Source organism: Leisingera sp. ABM4_101, assembly GCF_056158725.1.
On record NZ_JBSWTV010000002.1, the window covers coordinates 1,096,863 to 1,119,092 of the forward strand.

Annotated in this window: 21 protein-coding genes; 12 read left to right on the top strand and 9 right to left on the bottom strand. The window is 60.3% G+C overall.

Features of this window, described 5'->3' with window-relative positions; translation table 11 throughout:
* Window positions 1–28: 28 nt before the first annotated feature.
* From ACXAEK_RS06265 to ACXAEK_RS06310, 10 genes are all read left to right on the top strand, one after another.
* Complete coding sequence (locus tag ACXAEK_RS06265) at window positions 29–919, top strand: LysR family transcriptional regulator (RefSeq protein ID WP_475040551.1); 891 nt, start codon at window positions 29–31, stop codon at window positions 917–919.
* A 142-nt stretch (window positions 920–1,061) separates the two neighbouring features.
* Window positions 1,062–2,036 (top strand): phosphate/phosphite/phosphonate ABC transporter substrate-binding protein, encoded by a 975-nt coding sequence (locus tag ACXAEK_RS06270; RefSeq protein ID WP_475040553.1) that lies wholly within the window; start codon window positions 1,062–1,064, stop codon window positions 2,034–2,036.
* Between the two features lie 31 nt (window positions 2,037–2,067).
* Window positions 2,068–3,540, top strand: coding sequence for an ATP-binding protein (locus tag ACXAEK_RS06275; protein ID WP_475040555.1), 1,473 nt, complete (start codon window positions 2,068–2,070; stop codon window positions 3,538–3,540).
* 172 nt (window positions 3,541–3,712) lie between these two features.
* Window positions 3,713–4,621 (top strand): LysR substrate-binding domain-containing protein, encoded by a 909-nt coding sequence (locus tag ACXAEK_RS06280; protein ID WP_475040557.1) that lies wholly within the window; start codon window positions 3,713–3,715, stop codon window positions 4,619–4,621.
* An 86-nt stretch (window positions 4,622–4,707) separates the two neighbouring features.
* On the top strand, window positions 4,708–6,762 hold the full coding sequence (locus tag ACXAEK_RS06285) for an ABC transporter substrate-binding protein (RefSeq protein WP_475040559.1): 2,055 nt from the start codon (window positions 4,708–4,710) through the stop codon (window positions 6,760–6,762).
* Between the two features lie 89 nt (window positions 6,763–6,851).
* Window positions 6,852–7,844, top strand: a complete 993-nt coding sequence (locus ACXAEK_RS06290; protein WP_475040561.1) for an ABC transporter permease — start codon at window positions 6,852–6,854, stop codon at window positions 7,842–7,844.
* A 3-nt stretch (window positions 7,845–7,847) separates the two neighbouring features.
* Window positions 7,848–9,008: an ABC transporter permease gene (locus ACXAEK_RS06295; protein WP_475040562.1), complete on the top strand. Its 1,161-nt coding sequence runs from the start codon at window positions 7,848–7,850 to the stop codon at window positions 9,006–9,008.
* Window position 9,009: 1 nt separating this feature from the next.
* Complete coding sequence (locus ACXAEK_RS06300) at window positions 9,010–10,020, top strand: ABC transporter ATP-binding protein (RefSeq protein ID WP_475040564.1); 1,011 nt, start codon at window positions 9,010–9,012, stop codon at window positions 10,018–10,020.
* Window positions 10,017–11,120, top strand: a complete 1,104-nt coding sequence (locus ACXAEK_RS06305; protein WP_475040566.1) for an ABC transporter ATP-binding protein — start codon at window positions 10,017–10,019, stop codon at window positions 11,118–11,120. The genes ACXAEK_RS06300 and ACXAEK_RS06305 overlap by 4 nt, the downstream gene beginning before the upstream one ends.
* Before the next feature lie 977 nt (window positions 11,121–12,097).
* A complete protein-coding gene (locus ACXAEK_RS06310) occupies window positions 12,098–12,457 on the top strand; it encodes a hypothetical protein (RefSeq protein WP_475040568.1) in 360 nt (119 codons plus the stop codon).
* Between the two features lie 265 nt (window positions 12,458–12,722).
* On the opposite strand, the gene ACXAEK_RS06315 is transcribed toward ACXAEK_RS06310, so the two are convergent.
* The 5 genes from ACXAEK_RS06315 to dctP form a co-directional block, all read right to left on the bottom strand.
* A complete protein-coding gene (locus tag ACXAEK_RS06315; protein WP_475040569.1) occupies window positions 12,723–13,511 on the bottom strand; it encodes a carbon-nitrogen hydrolase family protein in 789 nt (262 codons plus the stop codon).
* Window positions 13,512–13,514: 3 nt separating this feature from the next.
* On the bottom strand, window positions 13,515–14,672 hold the full coding sequence (locus tag ACXAEK_RS06320; protein WP_475040571.1) for a M24 family metallopeptidase: 1,158 nt from the start codon (window positions 14,670–14,672) through the stop codon (window positions 13,515–13,517).
* A gap of 41 nt (window positions 14,673–14,713) precedes the next feature.
* Complete coding sequence (locus tag ACXAEK_RS06325) at window positions 14,714–16,009, bottom strand: TRAP transporter large permease (RefSeq protein WP_475040572.1); 1,296 nt, start codon at window positions 16,007–16,009, stop codon at window positions 14,714–14,716.
* A 4-nt stretch (window positions 16,010–16,013) separates the two neighbouring features.
* On the bottom strand, window positions 16,014–16,619 hold the full coding sequence (locus tag ACXAEK_RS06330) for a TRAP transporter small permease (protein WP_475040574.1): 606 nt from the start codon (window positions 16,617–16,619) through the stop codon (window positions 16,014–16,016).
* 71 nt (window positions 16,620–16,690) lie between these two features.
* Window positions 16,691–17,695 carry a TRAP transporter substrate-binding protein DctP gene (dctP, locus tag ACXAEK_RS06335; RefSeq protein ID WP_475040576.1) on the bottom strand — a complete coding sequence of 335 codons (1,005 nt, stop codon included), beginning with the start codon at window positions 17,693–17,695 and terminating at the stop codon, window positions 16,691–16,693.
* 164 nt (window positions 17,696–17,859) lie between these two features.
* Between dctP and ACXAEK_RS06340 the strand changes: the two genes are divergently transcribed.
* Both ACXAEK_RS06340 and ACXAEK_RS06345 read left to right on the top strand, forming a co-directional pair.
* Entirely contained in the window at window positions 17,860–18,585 is a 726-nt protein-coding gene (locus tag ACXAEK_RS06340) for a maleate cis-trans isomerase family protein (protein ID WP_475040578.1), read from the top strand.
* A 74-nt stretch (window positions 18,586–18,659) separates the two neighbouring features.
* Complete coding sequence (locus tag ACXAEK_RS06345) at window positions 18,660–19,358, top strand: GntR family transcriptional regulator (protein WP_475040580.1); 699 nt, start codon at window positions 18,660–18,662, stop codon at window positions 19,356–19,358.
* Window positions 19,359–19,630: 272 nt separating this feature from the next.
* Here the strand turns inward: ACXAEK_RS06345 and ACXAEK_RS06350 are convergent, their stop codons facing one another.
* The 4 genes from ACXAEK_RS06350 to ACXAEK_RS06365 all read right to left on the bottom strand — a co-directional run bounded on the left by ACXAEK_RS06350 (window position 19,631) and on the right by ACXAEK_RS06365 (window position 22,219).
* Complete coding sequence (locus ACXAEK_RS06350) at window positions 19,631–19,768, bottom strand: hypothetical protein (protein WP_475040582.1); 138 nt, start codon at window positions 19,766–19,768, stop codon at window positions 19,631–19,633.
* A gap of 230 nt (window positions 19,769–19,998) precedes the next feature.
* Entirely contained in the window at window positions 19,999–20,472 is a 474-nt protein-coding gene (locus ACXAEK_RS06355) for a DUF6505 family protein (RefSeq protein WP_475040584.1), read from the bottom strand.
* The gene (locus ACXAEK_RS06360; RefSeq protein ID WP_475040586.1) at window positions 20,469–21,164 is read right to left on the bottom strand and encodes a biotin/lipoate--protein ligase family protein; all 696 of its coding nucleotides are present in this window, start codon (window positions 21,162–21,164) and stop codon (window positions 20,469–20,471) included. Before ACXAEK_RS06360 ends, ACXAEK_RS06355 begins: the two co-directional genes overlap by 4 nt.
* On the bottom strand, window positions 21,161–22,219 hold the full coding sequence (locus ACXAEK_RS06365) for an Mrp/NBP35 family ATP-binding protein (RefSeq protein WP_475040588.1): 1,059 nt from the start codon (window positions 22,217–22,219) through the stop codon (window positions 21,161–21,163). The genes ACXAEK_RS06360 and ACXAEK_RS06365 overlap by 4 nt, the downstream gene beginning before the upstream one ends.
* Between the last annotated feature and the right edge of the window lie 11 nt (window positions 22,220–22,230).

Genomic DNA, 22,230 nt, shown 5'->3' on the forward strand with positions numbered 1-22,230 from the left:
TGCCACAAAAAACTAATAGGACAGCGGGATGCGGCACAGCTCGAATCTCAATCTGGGCTGGCTTTCGGCCTTTGATGCCGCGGCGAGACATCTGAACTTCACCAAGGCGGCCCTGGAACTCGGGCTTTCCCAAGGGTCGGTGTCGCTGCAGATTCAAAAACTGGAAAAGGCGTTGAGCGCGAGCCTGTTTGAACGGCGGGGGCGGCATGTGGTGCTGACCGATGAAGGTTATGCCTACCATCCGCATGTGCAGGAGGCGCTGGAAGCGCTCTCCCAGACAACGTCCAGGATGTTCTCCCGGCAAACCCGCAACAACGTTTCCATCGCGTGCTATTCCCCGGCCTTTGTCGAGTTCTGCCTGACCCCGCTGATACCGGACATGATGCGGGACATCCCGGATCTGGAGCTGACGCTGACCATTGACTACCAGGCCAATCACACGCGCTTTGACAAGGATGATCTGGTGATCGGATACGGGTCGGGAGATGCCGCGAGCTTCGTGCCCTTGGTGCAGGAAACTGTGACGGCAGTTTGCACCCCGGCCTATCTGGAACAGCATGGCGGCAAATGGGGGAAGTGTGTGCTGATTGAATGTGCCGGCCCGCGTGTGGCCTGGCCCCAGTGGTGTGCAGCAACAGGAATAGCCGGCCCGCTCGACGGAAGGGTTGTCGAGGTCAATTCCCTGGCTGCCGCGATACGGCTGGCCCGCGCCGGGGCCGGAGTTTCGCTTGCGGCCAAACCATTCATCTCAGAGGACTTGCAGAAGGGCGCATTGGTCGAGGCTTTCACGGGAAAATACTTGCCAGGCAAGATGCACGGCTTTGCCACTCAGCAACTGGAGAATGCCCGGCCCATAGCCAAGCGGGTTGCCCGCTGGCTGCTGGAGCGGTCAGGGCGCAGTCTTCCCAGCTACCTCTGACGGGCCCGCGGGCTGACCGGATGGCGTGGTTTTCCGGTCAGCGCAGCTGAAAAATCCGCCAGTGGGAAAAAATTAAGGAATGCTTTGCCTGTGCAATGTAACCTCTGTGCTTGGGTGTCCCCATGAGGCAAATTGAGATTTTTTGCCTTCCTGGCTGTGCAGTTTGCGAAATTCAGTTCCTTGCTCCGCACTGTCTGCAGAAAAAGAGAGGAATAGCCCTGTGAGCTTCAAGAATGCAGTTTCATTAACCTGCTTTTGTCTCAGCCTGCTGTTTGGTCATGTTGCGGCAGCTCGCAACCTGGTCATTGGCACGATCAGCGACGAGCCTGTCAAGGAAGCCCGGGTTTTCCTGCCTTTTGCCGAATATCTTGCAGCGCAACTGCAGGATGAAGGTATCACAGCAGGAGAAGTCAGAATTGCCCGGAACATTGCGCATATGGCAGAAATGCTGCGCAGCGGCGAGGTCGATGTCTTTGTAGACAGCCCGCTTGTCTCGCTCGCGGTCAGGGCAAAGTGCGGCAGCCGTTTGGTGGCGCGAAGATGGAAAAAGGGTGTCGCCGAATACCGGTCTGTCGTCTTTGTCCGCCGGGACAGCGGCATCCAGTCGCTGGAAGATCTAAAGGGCAGGGTCATCGCCTTTGAAGAGGCCTTCTCCTCCAGCGGCTACATCCTGCCGCGCCACACGATTGCAACGCAAGGTGTTCAGCTCGCCGCGATGAGCGGCCCGCGGGCGGCGCGGCCTGCGGAGGCCACGGGCTATGTGTTTTCCGGGGATGACGAAAACACCATCGAATGGGTGCTGCGCGGGCTGGTTGATGCTGGCGCCATGTCGCTGAACGGGCTGAAAAAACGCGCCGGAGATGATATCGGGAGCCTCGACGTCCTTGTCCAAACGGAAAATATCCCGCGGCATGTGGTCAGTTTGTCTCCTGGGACATCCGATGAGTTCACCGCGGCGGTGCAGGCCGTGCTGATCAGCATGGATCAGAACGATGAAGGCCGCTGGATTCTGGAAAATTTTGAAAGAACCACGAAATTCGATGCCATACCGGATCAAACGCTGGACATGCTGGAAGAATTTGAAGAGGCGGTGACAGCCCTGATTGGCGGCAATTGAGTTGCGTATGTCGGGCCTCAGGACAAAACTGGTGGTCTACACGGTTCTGATCGTCTTTGCGGTTGCTGGGGCGGTTTCGGCCATTTCGATAACCTTGGCCCACCGGGCTTCTGTTGCTGCGTTCGAACGCCATGCAACGGTGCTGGCAAAGACCCTGGGCGAAGCGGTTCTGGAACCGCTGTATGAGCTGAATGTCAAACTGATGCGCCAGCAAGTGGGCTCAGTTCTGGCCGGAGAGGGTGCCTTGCGAGTGATGATCCTGGATGCGGGCACGCGTGTTCTGACCGATGGAACCGATGAAAACCCGCTGCGGGGCAAGGAGTTCAACGAACCCTATCTGCGGCAGGCCAGGGAACGCGCTGAATGGGTCACCCGGCTGCAGGACGGCGTGATCCAAGTTGCCGGCCCGGTACAGGCGACGGCAGACCGGCGGCTGGGGTATGTGGTGCTGGAATTTTCCACCGCGCGTCTTGATGCCGAATGGATGAAGCACATCCGGCTGACCCTGCTATTGGCCGGTGTCTGTGCCGGACTTGCCTCAATAGCAGCTGTTATCATGGCGAGCTGGATAACCCGGCCGATCAAGCGGCTGACGGACTTTGCCACCAGTATCCGTCTGGGCAGCGCCATGCGGAAAATCCCTGAGTGCGGCCACGATGAAGTCGGCCGCTTGGCAGATGCTTTCACCGACGTTCTGAACCACTTGGATCATAGCAATGCCGAGCTCAAAGAGCTGGCAAACTCGCTGGAGCAAAAGGTAAAGGAAAGGACACAAGCGGCGGAAGCGGGCAACAAGGCGAAGTCCGAGTTTCTTGCGACAATGAGCCATGAAATCAGGACCCCGATGAACGCGGTGCTAGGCATGGCCTCGCTGCTGGAGGAAACCAGCCTGGACGAGGAGCAGGCGCTGTATGCCAGGACGATCTCTGAATCCGGCGAAGCCCTGCTGGACATCATCAACGGGATACTCGATTTCTCCAAGGTAGAGGCCGGGAAGCTGGAGCTGCGGACTGCTCCGCTTGACCTGGAGGAGCTTCTGAGCGGGGTGGTCCGTATGCTGGCCCCCAATCCGGCGGAAAGCCGGGTTGCGCTGCGGCTGGAGTACGATACCGAGGCGCCGAAGGATGTTCAGGGAGATGAAGGGCGGATCCGGCAGATCATTGTGAACCTTGTCGGCAATGCGTTGAAATTCACCGAGGCTGGATCGGTAACCGTCAGTGTCACCGGCCGGGCTGCTGGCGGCATGGCGAAGCTGCGGATCGCCGTGACAGACACCGGGGCGGGCATTCCCGAAGATAGTCTCGAGAAAATCTTCACTGCGTTTTCCCAAGTTAACAGTACCGCTTCCCGGGATTTCGGCGGCACCGGGCTGGGTCTGGCGATCGCTTCCCGTCTCGCGCATCTGATGGGGGGCGGTATTGAGGTCCAGTCCGAGCTCGGGAAAGGGTCCACGTTCACCTTCACATGCGGCCTCGCAACCGCTGAAGATCTGGTGACGGGGTAACTGCGGTGTGCAAAGCCGGAGGCCTTGGCCTGGCAGGGCGGCATTGCAGGGGCGGGGAGAAACTAAAAGCTGAATTGAGCAGACCGGCGAACCCGGCCGTTGCGGGTCGCGTGCCACTTGGATTGCGTTTGCCTTTGTTGCTAGGAAAGCCATACGGCATGTGGAGACAGGCATGAAAGCAAAGATCAGCTTCAAGCAGCTGCAGGCCCTGGAAGCTGTGGCCAGGCTTGGCAGCTTCACACTGGCTGCCAAAGAGCTTGGCGTGTCGCAGCCGACAGTTTCCAATCTCGTTTATTCTCTGGAGCAGCAGTATCAGTGCCGCCTGCTTGACCGGGCGGGCACAACGATTTCACCGACCTCGACACTGGATGAGGTGAGGGCCGACATCCGGGCGCTTATCGCTTTGGGCAACTCCATTGCAAGCCAGCTCAGCTCCGGGCAGGACTTGCTGACCGGCAAGTTTCAGATCGGGTATTCAACGTATCAGATTGCGATGCCGCCGATTGCGGAGTTTGTCCGGGCTCACCCGGGTGTCGATGTTACTGCCCGTGCCTTGGCATCTCATGATTTGTTGCCGTTGCTTTATGCGGGTGAATTCGATGTGGGGTTTATCACTGCAAAGGAGCTTCCCCAGGACCTGGAGGGGATAAAGATTGCGGAAACGCAGATCGGGCTGGTGGTGCCGGATGCACACCCGCTGGTCAAAGCCGATGCGGCGACTTGGGACGATGCAGCGGAGCTGAAACTGATCCAACGGGAACCATCGTCGTCCACCCGCCAGATTTTCGAGGGGGCTGCAAGGCTGGCCCAAGTACCCCTGACGACAATCCTGGGCCTCGGGTCCTGGGGGTCGATCCGCACGCTTGTGAATTCAGGTGCCGGAATTGGTGTGGCCTTTGCGCAGGAATGTGAGGGCGAGCCCGGCGTCAGTTTCGTGCCGATCAAGGACAAGAACCTGACCGCACATCATTTCCTGGCCTGCCTTCCGGCCATGCGCGGAACCGCAGCAGTGGACCGCTTCTTCCGGATCGCTGATGGGCTGCGCAATTATGACGCCTTGGTGTCATCGCCCAACGCATAGCTTTTTTCTATTTCGTTAGATTCATCATAAATTTGTTAACTTGAGCCTCTACCGCTCCCTGCGTCACATCAAACGCTGGGATGGCCATGAAACTCCGTACCTCTCTTCTTTCCTTCACCGCGCTGGCTGCCATGGGCACGCCTGTGCTGGCAAACTGCCCTGCCGCGACCGTTGCTGATCCGATGGGCCTGACCCCCGCTTTCCCGCAGCAGCTGGAGCTGGCGGAACTGCAGGCGGCTGCGTCCTGTGAGCTGGCGTTTGCACAGAACCCGGCGATTGCCGATCTGAACGCCCGCATCCTGGGTAATGGCGAATTGGCAGCTGTAGCTGAGCGCTTGCCGGCCGAGCCGCTGGTGGTGATGCCTTATGACACCATCGGCCAGTACGGCGGCGCCATCACCGGCCTGTCCAAGGGCACTGAATCCGGAACCTCCGACCTGCTGTCGGTGCGCCATGTGAACTTTGTCCGCTACGCCGACGATCTGCAGACCGTTGTGCCGAACATTGCCAAAGGCTGGTCCTGGAACGAGGATTACACCCAGCTGACCATCACCCTGCGTGAGGGCCACAAGTGGTCGGATGGCGAAGCCTTCACTGCGGAGGACGTTGTTTTCTGGATGGAAGACGTTATCTACAACGCCGACATCTATGACAAAACCCCGGACCGCTGGCTGTTTGCCGGTGAAAAGGCAGCCGTGGAAGCGCTGGATGCCACTACCGTCAAGTTCACCTTCCCGGTGCCGACCCCAGGCATTCTGAACCGCTTTGCCGTGGACTATGGCCAGCCCTTCCAGCCCAAGCACTTTCTGGGCCAGTTCATGCCCAAGCACAACGAGAACGCCGAAGCGCTGGCGCAGCAACACGGCTTTGAAAACGCCGCCGCTGCTGTCGACTTCTACTACGGCGGTTCGGACTGGAAAGATGTGCCCAGCCCGCTGCTGAAAGACGCTGACAAAGCCGCCAAGATCGGCCGCGCCGTGGTTCCGACCCTGGAAAGCTACATCGTGGTCGAGGAAACCGCCGAAGGCCGCAAGCTGGTGGCGAACCCTTATTTTCACCAGCTCGACACTGCCGGCAACCAGTTGCCCTATATCAACGAGATCGTTGAAACTTATGTGGGTGACAAAGAGGTTCAGAACCTCAAGATCATGAACGGCGAAGTGGTCTGGAAACAGCAGGCGGTGTTCCTGGAAGACTTCCCCCTGCTGAAAGAGAACGAAGGCAAGGGCGGCTATACCATCAACTTCGCCCCGACCTTTGGCGAAAATGTCTTCTACTCCTTCAACCGGACCCATCAGGACGAGGTTCTGCGCGAGATCTTCTCGGATACCCGCTTCAACCGCGCGATGTCGCTGGCGATGAACCGCAACGAGATCAACGAGATTGTGTACCTGGGGCAAGGCAAACCGATGCAGGGTGTGCCCGCAGAGCCGAAGACCGTTTCCTTTGTTTCGGACGACGTGCTGAACCGCGACATCGGCTATGATCCGGAAGCCGCCAGGGCGCTGCTGGCCGAGATGGGCCTGAAAGACAGCGACGGCGACGGCACCCTGGAACGCCCGGACGGCAAGCCGCTGGTCGTGCGCCTAGTCTACTCGTCCCAGGGCGCGCCAGTGAAGATGCAGGAACTGGTCCGCGACTACTGGTCCGCAGTAGGCGTGCGGGTCGACCTGAAAGAGGTGACCTCGGACGAGTACCGCGCCTCGGGCAACAACAACGACCTGGATCTGACTGTCTGGAAATACGACGGCAACGCAGGTCCCACCATCAGCCAGGACGTGACCGTTTTCGTGCCACCGTTTGGTGATTTCTTCAACCCGGGCACCGGTTTCGGCTGGGCAGCATGGAAGACCAGCGGCGGATCCGAAGGCATCGAGCCGCCGGCGGATATCCAGAAACTGTGGGACCTTTCCGAGCAGTTCATTCAGGTGGAAATGGGCACCGATGCCAGCAACAAGCTGGGCGCTGAGATCGTCAAGATCCACACTGACAACATGCTGAAAATCGGCACCGTCGGCGACATCGTGGCCCCGTTCCTGCACCGCAACGATCTGCAGAACGTGAAGCCGATCAAGTCCAAGACCTACGACTTCTACTGGACCTACCCCTATCGCCCCGCGCAGTGGTGGCTGGAGCAGTAATCCAGACCCTGGCCTGACAACACGCCGGGGCGCAGCTGGCCTGCGCTCCGGCATCAGCCCTCTTGCGGGCTGACTTGGGAGATACCGCTTTGCTCAGATTCACTCTGGAACGATTTGCGGGAATGGTCATCACGATGCTGCTGGTATCGGTGATGGTCTTCCTGATCATGGAAATACCGCCCGGCGACTATGCGGACCGCTATGCGTTCCGCAAGTATTCCGGCACCGGGGTGAATGTGACCGAGGCGGACATCGAAGCAATCCGGCGCGACCTGGGTTTGGATAAGCCGATGATACTGCGCTATTTCGACTGGATTGGCGGCATCGTGCTGCGCGGTGATTTCGGCCAGGCCTTTGCCTTTGAAACCTCGGTCACCAAGGTGATCGGCGACAAGGTCTGGCTGACGGCTGGCATCCTGTTTGCCACGCTGCTGTTGACCTATCTGGTGTCGATTCCGATTGGCATCTACGCCGCGGTGCGCCGCGGCTCTGCGGTGGATTATGGCCTGACGGTGTTTTCCTACCTTGGGCTGGCGCTGCCGAATTTCCTGCTGGCGCTGGTGATGCTCTATTTCGCCAACCGCTGGTTCGGGGCCGATATTGGCGGGCTGTTCTCGGATGAATACCGCGATGCGCCGTGGTCGATGGCTAAGGCCTGGGACATGGCAAAACATCTGTGGTTGCCGGCGGTGGTGCTGGCGTGGTCGGCTGTGGCCTACCAGATCCAGACCGTGAGGGCGACGATGTCGGATGAGCTGAACAAGCTGTCCGTTACTGCAGCGCGGGCACGCGGCGTGCCGGAGATGAAGCTGCTTATCAAATACCCGGCCCGTCTGGCGATCAATCCAGTGGTTTCCACCATCGGTTTTGACGTGAACCGCATCTTCTCGGAGCTGCCGATTGTGGCGGTGGTGCTTGGGCTGACCGAGCTGGGGGAGCTCTTGCTGAGGGCTTATCTCGACCTGGACATGAATGTGGCCGGCGCGATCCTGCTGCTGCTGACCTTTGCCATCGTGTTCATGAACTTTATCTCCGATCTGCTGCTGGCGTGGCTGGATCCGCGCATCAAACTGGGGGCCTGACCGATGAGCGATGCAACCCAACAGACAGCTGATCTGACGGCAGCCGAGGTCCGCGCGCATGAGGCCCAGCTGAAATACTATTCCGCTTCTCAGTGGACGCTGATCTGGTGGCGCTTCCGCCGCCACCGCGCGGCGATGATCGCTGCCGCCCTGCTGAGTGTGATGGCACTGGCCGGGATTTTTGCCGAGTTTGTTGCACCCTACGGGCCGGTGACGCGGAACACGCAGTATATTGAGGGCGCGCCGCAAGTTCCGAAGTTTTGCGATGAGGGCGGCTGTTCATTCGTCCCCTTCATAAACGGCACCAAAACCGAACGGGACCCGGTGACACTGCGCGCGATCTCAATGCCGGACCCGGAGGTGCGCCACTATATGCAGTTCTTTGTGAAGGGCGAGACGGTCCAGCTTTTGGGCTTCATTCCAATCGATCGCCATCTGGTGGGGCTGAACCCGGACACCGATCAGAAAATCCACTTCTGGGGCACCGATGATCTGGGCCGCGATGTGTTCAGCCGCACGATCTATGCCACACGGACATCGCTGTCGATCGGCGTGCTGGGGGTGCTGATCTCCTTTGTGCTGGCACTGATCATCGGCGGCGTGGCTGGCTACTTCGGCGGCTTGACTGACAATGTGATCCAGCGGGTGACTGAGGTGATCCGGGTAGTACCGATCATCCCGCTGTACATGGGGCTGGCGGCGGCGATGCCCAAGGAATGGTCGACCACGCAGGTCTATTTTGCCATGACCCTGATCCTGGGCCTGTTTGGCTGGCCAACGCTGGCGCGGCGCATCCGTTCGCAGCTGCTATCGATCCGCAATGAGGACTATGTGGTCGCGGCGCGGCTTGCGGGGGCTCGGCCGGGCCGGATCATCGCCCAGCACATGCTGCCGAGCTTCACCAGTTTCATCATCGTCGATCTGGTGATTTCCTTCCCCTACATGATCCTGTCGGAAACCGCGCTGTCGTTTGTCGGCCTGGGCCTGCGGCCGCCGTCGGTCTCTTGGGGCGTGCTGCTGCAGCAGGCGCAGTCCGTGCGCGCGATTGAGCAGACCCCGTGGCTGTTCATCCCTGCGCTATTTGTCGTGGTGGCGGTTTTGGCGTTCACCGTGATTGGTGACGGACTGCGCGACGCTGCAGACCCTTATGCGGAGGCAAATTGAGATGGCCAAGATGCTGAGTGTCGAAAACCTGTCGATTTCCTTCCGCACCGACGAGGGGCTGGTTACCCCGGTTCAGGGCGTCACCTTCTCGGTGGAGGCTGGCCGGACGCTGGGGCTCGTCGGGGAGTCCGGATCGGGTAAGTCGATTTCCACCAAGGCGCTGATGCAGCTGCTGCCGGGAACCGCCCGGCTCGGGGCGGCCAGCAAAATGATCTACACCGACAAGAGCGGGCAGGAAGTTGCCTTGGGCAACTTGAAACACGGCAGCAGGGAGCTGCGGCGCATCCGGGGCGGCGAGATCGGGATGATCTTTCAGGAGCCGATGGCCAGCTTCTCGCCGGTCTATACGATCGGCAACCAGATGATGGAAGCCATCATGCTGCACCGCGGGCTGAAAAAGCGCGAAGCGCGGGAATACGCCATCGAGATGCTGAACAAGGTCGGCATTTCCAATGCTGCGGCACGGGTGGATCAGTACCCGCATGAGCTGTCGGGCGGGATGCGTCAGCGAGCGATGATCGCCCTGACTCTCTCGGCCGGCCCGGCACTGCTGATCGCAGATGAGCCGACTACGGCGCTGGATGTGACCATCCAGGCGCAGGTACTGGATCTGATGCGGGATCTGCAGCGCGAGTTGGGTATGGGAATGATCTTCATTACCCATGACCTTGGCGTGATTGCACAGATCGCCGATGACGTGGCGGTGATGTATCTGGGCACAATCGTTGAGCGCGGCCCTGCCAAGGAGGTGATCCGCAACCCGCAGCACCCCTATACCCAAGGGCTGCTGGACGCGATTCCCAGCTTGGATCATCTGCACGACCGCCTGAAACCGGTGCAGGGAGACATTCCCAGTCCCACGGCGCGCCCGGGGGGCTGCCCGTTCCATACCCGCTGCGCCCAGGCCATCGCGGGTACCTGTGATGCGCAGGAGCCGCCGGAAATTTCAACACCCCCCGGCCGCGCGGTGCGCTGCTGGCTGCACACCAACAAGGACCGGAGCGCAGCATGAGCAACCACAAGGACACGCTGATCGAGGTCAAAGACCTGTCCGTGCATTTCCCGATCAAGACCCGCAAGCTGTTCAAGACCGAAGTGCAGATGCTTAGAGCGGTGGACGGGGTCAGCTTTGGCATCAAGCGGGGCGAAACCGTCGGTCTGGTTGGGGAGTCCGGTTCCGGCAAGACCACCGTGGGCCGGGCAATCCTGCGCGCAATAGACCCAACCGATGGCGAGGTGATCTTTCACCGCAAGAAAAAAGGCGACATCGACCTGGCCCATGCCTCGGAGGCCGAACTGCGCAAGGTGCGCTCCAAGATGAACATGGCGTTCGGTGAAAGCGGCGGGGGCATCAAGGTCCATAATCTGGCAGGCGACCTGTTGCGGGCCTTCCGCCCGGAAATGAGCCTGGTGTTCCAGGATCCTTATTCCTCGCTGAACCCGCGGATGACGGTGCGCGACATCATTGCCGAGCCGCTGGTGGCCTCCGGCAGATACAAAGACCGCGACAAGATCGACGCACGGGTGCGCGAGATTGCGCTCCGCTGTAAGCTGAGCCTGGAGCACTTGCGCCGCTTTCCCCATGCGTTTTCCGGTGGCCAGAGGCAGCGGATTTGCATCGCGCGGGCGCTTGTTTCCAAGCCCAAGTTCGTGGTCTGCGACGAAAGCGTCTCGGCGCTGGACGTGTCCATCCAGGCGGAAATCATCAATCTGCTGAAGGATCTGCAGGAGGAAATGGGCGTGTCCTTCCTGTTCATCGCTCACGACCTGAGTGTTGTCGCGCAGATGTCGCACCGGGTAGCGGTGCTGTATGTCGGCAAGTTCGTGGAGTATGCACCGACCGAGAAGCTCTTCTTCTCGCCCAGGCATCCCTATACCCATGCGCTGCTCAGTGCGATCCCTACAGCCGACCCTGATGCCGGCTTCGAGCCAATCCGGTTGCAAGGGGAAATCCCGAACCCGCTGGCGGCGCCCTCCGGTTGCCGCTTCCATACCCGGTGCCCGTTTGCCAGGGAACGTTGCAGTGCGGAGCTGCCGGAATGGCGGGAGATCGATCAGGACCACTTTGTCGCGTGCCACTACGCCAATGAGTTCAATTTCAACAGAAGTTGAGGCCTGCAAAGCTATAAGATGTAACTTTTGGCGGCGCCGGGGAAGGCTGTGAACTGCGCCTCGTGCTTCAACGATTGCCTTCGACAGTTGGTGTTCGAGGCAGGGCGGGTATTCTGCATTTACAGAAACACGCGCGTGCGTCACGCCAACCTGACGTCGGCCAAGTTGCCAAGGAACTTCGGCGAAACCAATGTCAGCTTTGTGAAAGCCGCACCGCAAAAATTGATGCTCTCTGCAATGTTTGCAAAGGGCCGGTCAGGTTTCGAAGGGCGAAGACGGTTCGCAACTTTGCAGCGGCAGCTTCCTGCGCACAGCGGACGTACGAGAAAACTAGACTACGCTTGCAACGGATGGCGGTTGGCGACGCAGTCGTAAGTTATCGGGCTTGAATGAAACAGTGTCCAAATCCTGCTCCCGCAACCAGCACAATTTCCTCATAAATATCAAAGGCTTCGGATAACCCATCCGGGGCCTTCCTCGTGTTCGCGCCCTTGTTGCCCGTGGCTAGGCCCAACGTAAGCGTTGCATCAAGCCCCCTATTTGAGGTCTATCGGCCACGCCTTCCCCACGTATATTGGCGCTACGCGCCAATATGGCGGTTTCCAAACTGAAGCCCGCCCCCGCTGAGCGTAGTGACCTGCCAATGCTATCGGCACCTAGAAGCTGACTAGCTGTAAATGTGTAAATAATCGATCTCTTGCCTGATTTGGCTAGTCCAGCCACGTAATAACGCGCCGGGATCACCTCGAGTGTTTCGTTGAGGTCATATCCGCGTATCGAGCCTCCGCATCCGCAGGGACACTTTCTGTCGGGCGTTCCCATTTCAATTCGTTGGGCCAGATGTTCTTTCCAGAAGCTGACTTGCGAATTGTGAAACCCCAGACCTCGTATTCCGCCATTCCGACCTCCTGCTAAATACCGGGGGCCTGAATACCATTCAGCGCATCATAAGGTTTAGGGGGCAACGAGGGGGCCAAATGCAACGCTTACGGCCCAACAACCCCGCCAGATCCCCTGCCAAGGTAAGATCCAGGCCACCACCCTCCGCCGCTGGCGTCAGCACGATCCGCTCCACCAGAGACCGCAGCGCCTCCTTCGCCTCTTCCATGCCTTCGGCTGCGCGGGATGAAACGCTGAATGAAATCCGCCCGGCAATGCGGATGGTCACGCGCATTGCTCAATTGGTGGCCCGGACCGTGAAACGCGTCCTCGCCAAGGAGCGGCAAAAGCTGAAGCAGGACGCGGATTATGTGCGCGGTCTGCGTCAGAAATGGGAACCGGAAGATGATGCGAGGCTGACGAGGATCTCACAAGGGCGAGATGAGGTGTCGATATAAGGGTGGGCGGGAAGCAGACTTTCGCTGTTGATTGCACGCATCTTCAAGGCATACTTCGAGCCCAAGGAGGTTTTACCCGGCTCCCGCCGCACCTCTGGAGCGTTTTACCCGGCCTCTTGCTCCTTGATCTTCCGAATGATCTGCTCATCGGTGAGTCTCGCCTTCATAAATCCGTCCTTTGGTTAGGCGGACTCCACACAATAATGGGGGAGACCTAGAGGCTTAGCCCACATGCAGTCTGGAGCCTGTGCGCGGCGCAGGTCAGCTAGAAAAGGCGCAGTTTCACACGATCCTGGAGATACGGCAGGCGGGCCTGGGCTGCGGAAACTGCATCCCTTTCAGTCTGTACGCACAGCAGCTCTTCCCCGTCGCCCGCTCTGGCCAGTTCCTGCCCGTTGGGGGCGATGGCACAGCTGCCGCCGAAGAAATCCATGCCGTTTTCGCGACCGCAGGAATTCGCGTAGCAGACATAGATGCCGTTCTCGAAAGCCCGGGCCGGGATGATGGTGTTGGCTACCATGCCCCATTGAGAACCCAGAGCTGTGGGCACCAGCACAATTTCGGCACCGGCCTGGGCAACTGCACGGAAGGTTTCGGGAAACTCGGCGTCGTAGCAGATCAGCGTGGCGGCCTTTAACCCCTCCAGGTCAAACAGCGTGTAGCTGCTGCCCGGGCTGAAGTGATCGCCTTCAAATCCTGGCGGCAGCAGCAGCTTGCGGTGGGTTGCCAGGAGAGCCCCATCCTTGCCGATGCAGGAGGCGGAGTTGAAAAGGCGCCCGTCCTTCTGTTCGGCAAAGCCATAGTGAATGGCCACCTGATGGCTGCGGGCGAGGTCTGCGATCACTTTTGCGGAGGGCCCGTCAACGGGTTCGGCCCATTCGGACACCCGGCTGCCGATGTTGTAGCCGGTCAGGAACAGCTCTGGCAGGATCAGCAGATCCGTTTGCTGCCCGTCCAGCCGGGACAGGCAGCCCCGCAGCCAGGCCAGCCGCGCCTGCGGACCGGCCAGGTCCGCAGGGCTTTGGGCTATAGCGATATTCAGGCTGGCGGCCATGGCTCAGCCCTTGCTCAGCAGGATTTCGCGGGGGTAGCTGGTGATGTAGTCGGTGCCGGTTTCGGTCACCACCACGGAATCCCCGATCCGGCCCGCGGTCACACCATCAACCGAAATGCCGCCATCCACCGCAAAGGTCATGCCAGGTTGCAGCACGGTCTTGTCGCCTTCCTTCAGCTCGGGCGCCTCCAGGTATGCAACGCCGATTGAGCGGCCGGTGCGGTAGCCGGTCTCATAGCCGCGGGCGCGGTAGACCTCGTTGGCGGCAGCGGCCACGTCCTCGGCCAGGACGCCGGGGCGCATCACGGCAATGGCGGCCTGCTGGGCTTCGATGGCGGCCTCCTGCACGTCGCGGGCCTGGTCGTTCACATCGCCAATGTGGAACATGCGGTCAAAGCCCAGCTTGTACTGCTTGAACTGCGCCATATTGCAGAAGCAGAAATAGACCGGGTCGAATTTCTCGTAGGCCCGCACGTTGGCGCGGCGGTGCACCATCGAGGTCTCGGTGCCGCTTTGCAGGATTTGCAGGTTGTGGATCATCGGCGAAACGAACCGGTCCCAGCCCTTGGCGGTCAGGAAGGTGGCCGCCTTGCGCGAGCCTGCCTCGATCACCGCCAGCGCGCTCTCATACTCGCGCGCGCCTTCGCGCAGGCTGTCATGGGCCGCGGCCATCATGGCGCCGGCAATCTGGCCCGCTTCCTTCATGACGCCGATTTCAAACGGCGTCTTGATGGTGCGCATGGCGCCGAGCACCGGCGAGATGTCCCGCAGGGGCACGCCGGGATAGGTGTCGTCCAGATGATTGCGCACGATGGCAGGAATGGTGCCGCGTTCGATCCAGATCTCGTTGGGGTTATCGCCCAGAGCGCCCGCCAGGGCGCGGCCCCAGCTGCGCTGGCCGATGTCTTCCCAGGTGCACACGTCCTCGACCCAGGTCATTTCCGCGACCATTTCGGATTCCATCAGCGGGGTGATGACAATCGGCGCTTCATTGGCGTCGACCACCAGCATCGAGGGGCGGCCGAACTCGATCCCCAGATAGCCCCAGAACCCGGCCAGATAGGCGATCGAGCTTTCGTCGGTGAAGACAGCCTTCTCGATACCGGCCTGGCGCATGCGGTCCTGCAGGTCGAGCGTGCGTGTCTTGGCTTCTTCCAGCATGAGGTGTTTTCCTTCTTATTGAGGTGTTGAGCGTTAAAGGATCAGTCCAGCAGGCCCGGCAGGAACAGGGCCACGGGCGGCACGAAGGTCACGATCAGGACCATTGGCAGGTGTCCCAGCAGCAGGAACTTCATGGTCGGGCCGACATAGACCGACAGCGGCTGGCGGGTGACACCGCCGGCCATGTAAAGGAGCGGCGCGCAGGGCGGGGAGATGTTGCCGAGCCCAAGGTTGGTGCCGACGATGGCGGCAAAGTGGATCGGGTCCAGGCCAATCTTCTGAGTGACCGGCAGCAGGATGATCGCAGCCAGCACACCGCCCGAGACATCGTCGATGATCATGCCCATGATCAGGAGCAGCAGGTTGATCAGCAAGAGGATAACGATCTTGTTGTCGGAGATCGTCAGCAGCAGGTCGGCGAACTGTGTTGGCACCTTGGCCAGCACCATGCCGCGGCTCATCACGAAGAGGAAGAACAGCACCATCAGGATCGCACCGGTCAGCCGCGCCGCTTCAACCGTGGAGTTGAACAGCATCTGCATCGGCAGCGAGCGGTAGATCGCAATGCCCACGATCAGGGTGTAGACCAGCGCCACGGCGCCTGCCTCAGTCGGGGTGGCGATGCCGCTGTAGATGCCGCCCAGCACGATCACCGGCATGATGATGGCCAGGCTGGCTTTCTTGCCTGTATTTGCAGCCTCGGCCAGAGTTTCACGCAGCGGCAGCTTGGGGGCGGTGGTGATGGTTGTATTGTTGCGCAGGAAAAAGAAGTTCAGCGCGCAGTAGATCAGCGCCAGCAGCACGCCCGGCCCCATGGTGGCGAGAAAGCATTTGGCGACGGATTCCCGGATCGCAATGGCAAAGACGATCATCGGGATCGAGGGCGGGATCATCAGCGCCAGCACCGAGGAGACCGCGACCAGCGCAGTGGCATGGCCGGGCGGATAGCCTTCCTTGATCATCCGCGGCACCATGATCTTGCCGATGGCGGCAATGGCGGCCGAGGCGCTGCCGGAGATCGCGCCGAACAGCGCGCAAGTGATGACGGTGACGGCGCCAAGCCCGCCCTTGGTGCGGCCGACAAAGCTGTTCACGAAGTTCAAGAGCCGCTCGGAAATGCCCGAGGCGCCCATCAGCGTGCCCGACAGGATGAACAGCGGGATTGCCAGCAGCGAGAAAGCGCTGACCTGGGAATAGCCGAAACCGGCGTGGAAGGAGATATTGGTGCCGGACATCAGCCCATAGGCCAAGGCGCCGGTGCCAAAGGCAAAGCCAACCGGAACCTCGATCAGCAGCAAAAGGATGATGGCCAGGAAGGCGATGAGGAATACGGTCATTGGGTCAGTCTCCGCCTTTGCCGGTCACGAGCGCGCGCGCTTCTAGAAAGGCTTGCAAGGCCAGGTAGAGGATCATCAGGGCAAAACCGCTCACCATGCTGAAATCCCAGATGTATTTGGGCAGCCGCATATAGGTGCTCTTGCGGTTCAGGGAGAGGTTGTAGGCCGCGAAATCCCAGGCGAACCAGGCAAAGACCACAACCGTCACCAGGCAGCACAGGGTCCCGAACAGGCGCACCGACAGCAGGGTCTTGCGGTTCTGCGTCAGCAAGGTCAGCACGCCGCCCTCGATATGGTCGCGCTCGCGGGTGCAATAGGCCATGCCGATGAAGTAGATCCACAGGGCCAGCATCGGCGCCAGCTCCTCGATCCCCAGAAAGGGCGAGGCGATCACGTAGCGCATGAAAACCTGCGCTGCCATCAGGAGCCCCAGCGCGATCATGGCGGCGAACAGCACCACCCGCATTAAGAGGGCCAGCCTGTCTTCGATGGCATAAAGCCCGCCAAGCCCGCGGTAGACTGGCGCTGACGGATCACTGCCGGCCGGCATGATCGGCTCCGGGGTCAGGACGTTGTCCAGACTGTCCGTATGCAGAAGCTCTTTGGTCATGCGCTCTCCTCCCTGGTCAGTGCATGAAATGGGTCTGCGCCCGCGGGAGAAGCGGGCGCAGAGGGGATGGATCAGTTACCGCCTGCGGCAGCCTTGATCTGGCCCATCACTTCGGCGCCGATGATCTGTTCCATGTAGGGATATTCCACCGCTGTGACCTGCTGGCGGTAGGCCTCCAGCTGCGCGGGCGTCAGCTCGACAACCTCGATGCCGGCCTCTTTCATCTGGGCAAACCACTTGGGGCTTTCGGCCTCTGCGTTTTCCCAGGCCCAGGCCACCGCCTCATCGGCGGCGGTGCGGATCCAGCCCTGCTGCTCTGCGCTCAGGCTGTCGAACCAGCGTTTGTTGGCGGTCCAGAAAGTGTGTTCGAAGTTCTCGCGGGTGAAGACATAGGCGCTGACCACATCCTTGAACAGCAGCACTTCGGAAGGCGGCGAATAGGCACGGCCGTCGATGGCGCCGGTCTGCAGGGCTGTATGCACCTCACTGAAGGCCATCGGGACGGGCGCAAAGCCGGTGGCCTTGTAGCGCTCGATGGCCATCGGCATGCCGGGCACCCGCATCTTGAAGCCCGCGGCCTCCTCCGGGAAGCTGGTCGGCACCTCGACACCCTTGCGCACCACGAAGCCGGTGAAATCCGTGGGAATGGTGCCCAAGAGAACCATGCCAAGGTCGTTCATGATGCCGTCATAGACCCCGTTCATCACAGAGCCCGGGCCATAGATCTCGCGCCCGGTTTCCCAGTCGCTGGCGACATAGCCCAGAACCGAGACATCCCAGCGCGGGTCCAGTTCCGAGTGGTTCCAGGACATGGTCATCTGCACCGCGCCCTGCGACACCTGCTCGACGATCGAGGTCCAGTCGCCCAGATCGCCGCCCGGATGGTAGTCAACGGTCAACTCACCGCCGGACAGCTCGTCCAGCCGCGCCGAGAAGCGTTCGGAGACGTGGTGAAAGATGTGCTGGGTGTCCATCACATGGCCCAGAATAATGTCTTCCGCTTGCGCTGCAGGCAGCGTTGCAGCCAGCACGCCAGCAGCAGCGGCGCCCGCCTTTATCAATGTTGCGATCCCCACGAAGGTTTCCTCCCTATCAGTGTTCCAGTCGCGGTCCGAATCGATAGTTCGGACGCGTAATTTGCTAAGCTGTATACAGCTAATGCGTCAACACTTGATTTTTTGCCAGAATTGCGACCTTTAATAGAGGGGCTGCATGCACCGGTGCGAAAGGATGAGAAAAGATGTTTGATGAAGGGCGTCACCGTCGGGCAAAAATCGGCTTCGTTCTGCTTGCCACGGAGCAGACAATCGAAAGCGACATGTTCCGGCTTTGCCCGGAGGGCGTAGGGGTGCATTTTACCCGTGCCTGGATTGGCGATAGCATTACTGTGGACAGCCTCAGCCGCCATGCGGGCGATCTGGCTCGCGCCGCTTCGACCCTGCTGCCGGACGGAAGCCTGAATGTGGTCTGCTATGGCTGCACCTCAGGCAGCCTGGTCATCGGCGAAGAGCGTGTTACCGCCGAACTGAACAAAGGCGCCCCGGCTGCCAGGGCAACCAGCTTGATTTCTGCCGTGATCGCGGCCTTGCGGGTGATCAACGCAAAGCGCGTTGCTGTGGCCACGCCCTACCTGGACGAAATCAACAAGCAGGAGGTTCAATATCTTGAAAACGCGGGTTTCCAGATCGTCCGGATAGAAGGGCTGCAGCTGGAGAAGGACAGCGACATGATCCGAGTCAGCCCGGAGTACTTGGCTGATTTTGCCCAACAGGCTGACACGCCGGACAGCGATGCGCTGTTCATCAGCTGCGGTGCGCTGCGGTCGCTGGAGATCGTGGATCGGCTGGAACAGCTGCTGTGCAAGCCAGTGATCTGCTCCAACCAGGCAATGATGTGGCATGTGCTGCGCCTTGCCGGCGTCCCGGACCAGATCGAAGGATATGGCCGGCTGCTCCGGGAACACTGAAATTGGCTCTTCTGTGCTATCAAACGCCTTGATATGACTTCTGAAACCGTCGCCGTCCGGGAAAGGAAGCTCACTTGTCTGCAGAGGCCGCACCGCTGACACCGCCGGGCTGGGGAGACCGCAAGCCGGGTGTTGAGGACATTCAGCGTTTGATCCTGAAGCGGATCTGCTTTCTGGAGTACACACCAGGAGACCGGCTGAAGGAGGCGGAACTGGCCGAAGAATTCGGGGTGAGCCGCACGCCTGTGCGCGATGCGATCAGCCGGATCAATCACTTGGGCCTGGTGGAAACGATCAACGGTGTCGGAAACGTCGTAATGGAGCTGCCACCGGAAAAGATTGCCCATGTCTACGATATGCGTCTGAATCTGGCTTCGCTGATTGGCGCAACCGCACCTGCTGAGATCGAAGACAGCCATCTGGAACGCGCCCGCGACCTTTTAGAGCAGGCTCATCAGCTTGGCGGGCAAGTGGACTCCCGCCAGTATGTCATCGTGAACGATCAGCTAAACACGCTGATCAGCGATCTGATTGGCAATTCGGTCCTGCGTTCTTTCTGGACCCAGGCCTACTACCAAGCGGCCAGCACCTGGCACAGGGTTGTCGACTGCGCAGGTGCGGAAGTGGCGGATGCCCTGGTTGCCGAGCTTGTGGATCTTGAAAACGCCTTGGTCGAGAAGGATATCCAGGCAGTGGGGTACATTCAGCGTATCCACATTGGCTATGGCTATGCCCGTATCAGGAAGTTTCTGTTCAGCGGAACTGACGAGTAACTTTCACGATCTAAACAACTCCCCATTCTTTGGACAGGGGCAGGGATAGTTTTAGCTACTCGCCGCATTTGCTGACCGGTTTGATTGATATAGGAACCTGCGCCGCACGGGCAGGCAAGTGATGTCAGGGCAGCAGACTTGGTTGGGGCGGTCCGCCCTCAGCCTCTTCAGCAGGTCGGGATTGGTCTTGTGCTCTTTCGTCGGTTTGTTGGTGCTGGGCTTTTGGAAAACCGGGCTCACCCATGCCGCGCCTCACTTCCCGCCTCAAGGCATCAGCTTTCTTTCCAAAAAGAGCCGGCCACTGCCAGCCTCCCGATCTTGGCGTGAAGCTCCTTCACCTGCTCCTCGTCGGTCTCGGTTTTTTTCCGGCTGCCGCGTTCGAATACGCCGGAGGCAACCTTGAGGAGCACATTTTTTCATTGGTGGATCATCGCCGGGTGCACCCGGAACCGGCCCGCCGGCACAGCACCGGTCTCCTCCTCCTTCAGCACCTAAAGCGCGGCCTTCAGCTTGAAACCGAGCACGTGCTGCTTGGTTTCGGCTTTATTGATCTCCTTTTCGTCGAAGATCTGAAGACTGCAATCGCAGCTTATGCCGGTGGCCGGATTTCAAGTCCGCTACCAAACATTGACCTGCCTGATCAGGGGCTGCTGTGTACCGCAAACTGGGTCAGATCTGCGTCCTCCGGAGTAATGAACCGGTAGGATTCGCGTACGCCCGATTCCGTAAGCTCACGGGTAACGGTCAAAAGAGTGTTTGGGGCATGCTCGCCGCAAAGGTCGGCCATCTGGGCAAGCTCTTCTGCGGCGATAGGCAAGGCAGCCTCCAGCGTCGGCGCGCCGTAGTAGGTCACGAAATGCTGTGCCAGCAGGGTCTTTAGGCCTTCCATTTCCGATGGCGTGATGTCGGTGACAGCAACAAATGTCACCCGGCCACCGGTTTCCAGGCCGAGCCAGCCGTTGGCAAATGCCTGGCGCGCCTTGCCGTTGAGGTCTGCCTCCGACCAGTCGGAGAACTCGAACCCGCCCGGCAGGCACCATTCGCCGGTACGGGCAGGGCTATTGTAGACACGGGTGTCGGACTCGTCGAAATGAATCGCGCGGGCGAGTTTCATGGCTGCTCCAAAAGGGTTGTGAGCGGGATCCGGCGGGTATCAGGGCCGTTGCGCAGAAGCATGCCGAAGTCCTCGTCCACGCCGGTAAACGTGCCGCTGTATGTGTCTTGCGTTACAGTCTTGCCAAGGTCTTGAACCAGCCCCCGCCATTCCGAATGGAGCGGCCGGGGGCCTTCGTCTTCCCAGCGAGTGATCCAGTTGAGGGTGTGGCGGGCCCAGGCCTCGATCAGGTTGGCGGGCTGCACATCAGCGCAGCCTTCGGCGTAAAGGGAGGTCTGGTCCGGCGTGGCGCCAGGGGTTTCTGATGGCCAAAGCGGCAAGGAAAGGCTGATTACCAGCCAATCGGGGACTTGCATCGGATCTGCCGCAGCGCTTGCTGCGCGCAGGGTGCCGCAGGTGGCTCCATTTATGGAAATGGCGCCATTCCAGGCCAGATGCACGGCAAGTTCTGGGGGGCCGAGAGCGCCAAGGGCATTTTGAAAGCTGACACCGCACAGCGGCATCATTGCCATCGCCTGCTGAAGCGGCACATCCGGTGCAAACACAATTGCCGCCTCCAGCACGGGGGGGGCCAATCTGTAGCAGACCAAACCAGCGTCGCAGCCCAGTACAGCGCGGCGGCAGGCGATGGCAAAAGGGCTGTCGGTGCAGGGTTCACCGTCCATGAGGGGTGGGAAGCGCAACCGGGTCATGCCATGCCCTGCCCGATCAGCGTCTGCGCAATGCTGTGAAAGGCCTGGGCCTGGGGCCCATCGGGATTGGAGACGGTGACCGGTGCCCCGCCATCGGCAGCAAGGCGGATTTGCATGTCCAGAGGCACTTCCGCAAGCAGGGGCACGCCGAGCTTTTTTGCCTCTGCCGCGACGCCGCCGTAGCCGAACACATGCTCTTCATGCCCGCAGTTGGAGCAGATGTGCGTGGACATGTTTTCAATCATGCCGGCGATTGGGACGTGGAGCTGCCGGAACATGTCTATCCCCTTGCGTGCGTCCAGCAGAGCAATGTCCTGCGGGGTGGATACGACGATCGCCCCGTCGACACGGGCTTTTTGCGCCAGGGTCATCTGCACGTCGCCTGTTCCGGGCGGCAGGTCCACTATCAGGACGTCCAATGCGCCCCATTGTACCTGCATCATCATTTGCTGCAGCGCGCCCATCAGCATCGGGCCGCGCCAGACAACGGCCTGGTCCTCATTGGTCATGAGGCCGATGGACATCATCGTGACACCGTGATTGCGCAGCGGCAGGATTGTCTTGCCATCGGGAGAGGACGGCCGTCCTGAGACACCCAGCATACGCGGCTGTGAGGGGCCATAAACATCCGCATCCAGCAGACCGGTGCGGCGGCCGCGGGTTGCCAGCGCGCAGGCGAGGTTGGCAGAGACGGTGGATTTGCCAACTCCGCCTTTACCGGACGCGACGGCGAGGATGCGCTGGACGCCAGGAATGGCCTGCGGTCCTTGTGGTTGCACCGCGGCTTTGGGTTTCAAGTCAGGCGGTGCCTTGGAGGAATGGCCGGTCAGCACAATGGACACCTTGCCGATGCCCTCCAGCTCTTGCAGCCGCGCTTCTGCCTCGCTGCGCACGGCCTCAAACTGAGAGGCATGCTCGGGGGCGATTTCCAGCACGAAACGTACGGTGGAGCCGTCAACGTTCAGCGCCCTCATGGCGCCGCTGGTAACGATATCACCGCCCTGCACCGGATCGGCAATGGTTTTTAAAACCGTAAGAACGGCCTCTCTGCTCATCTTTTGTTTCC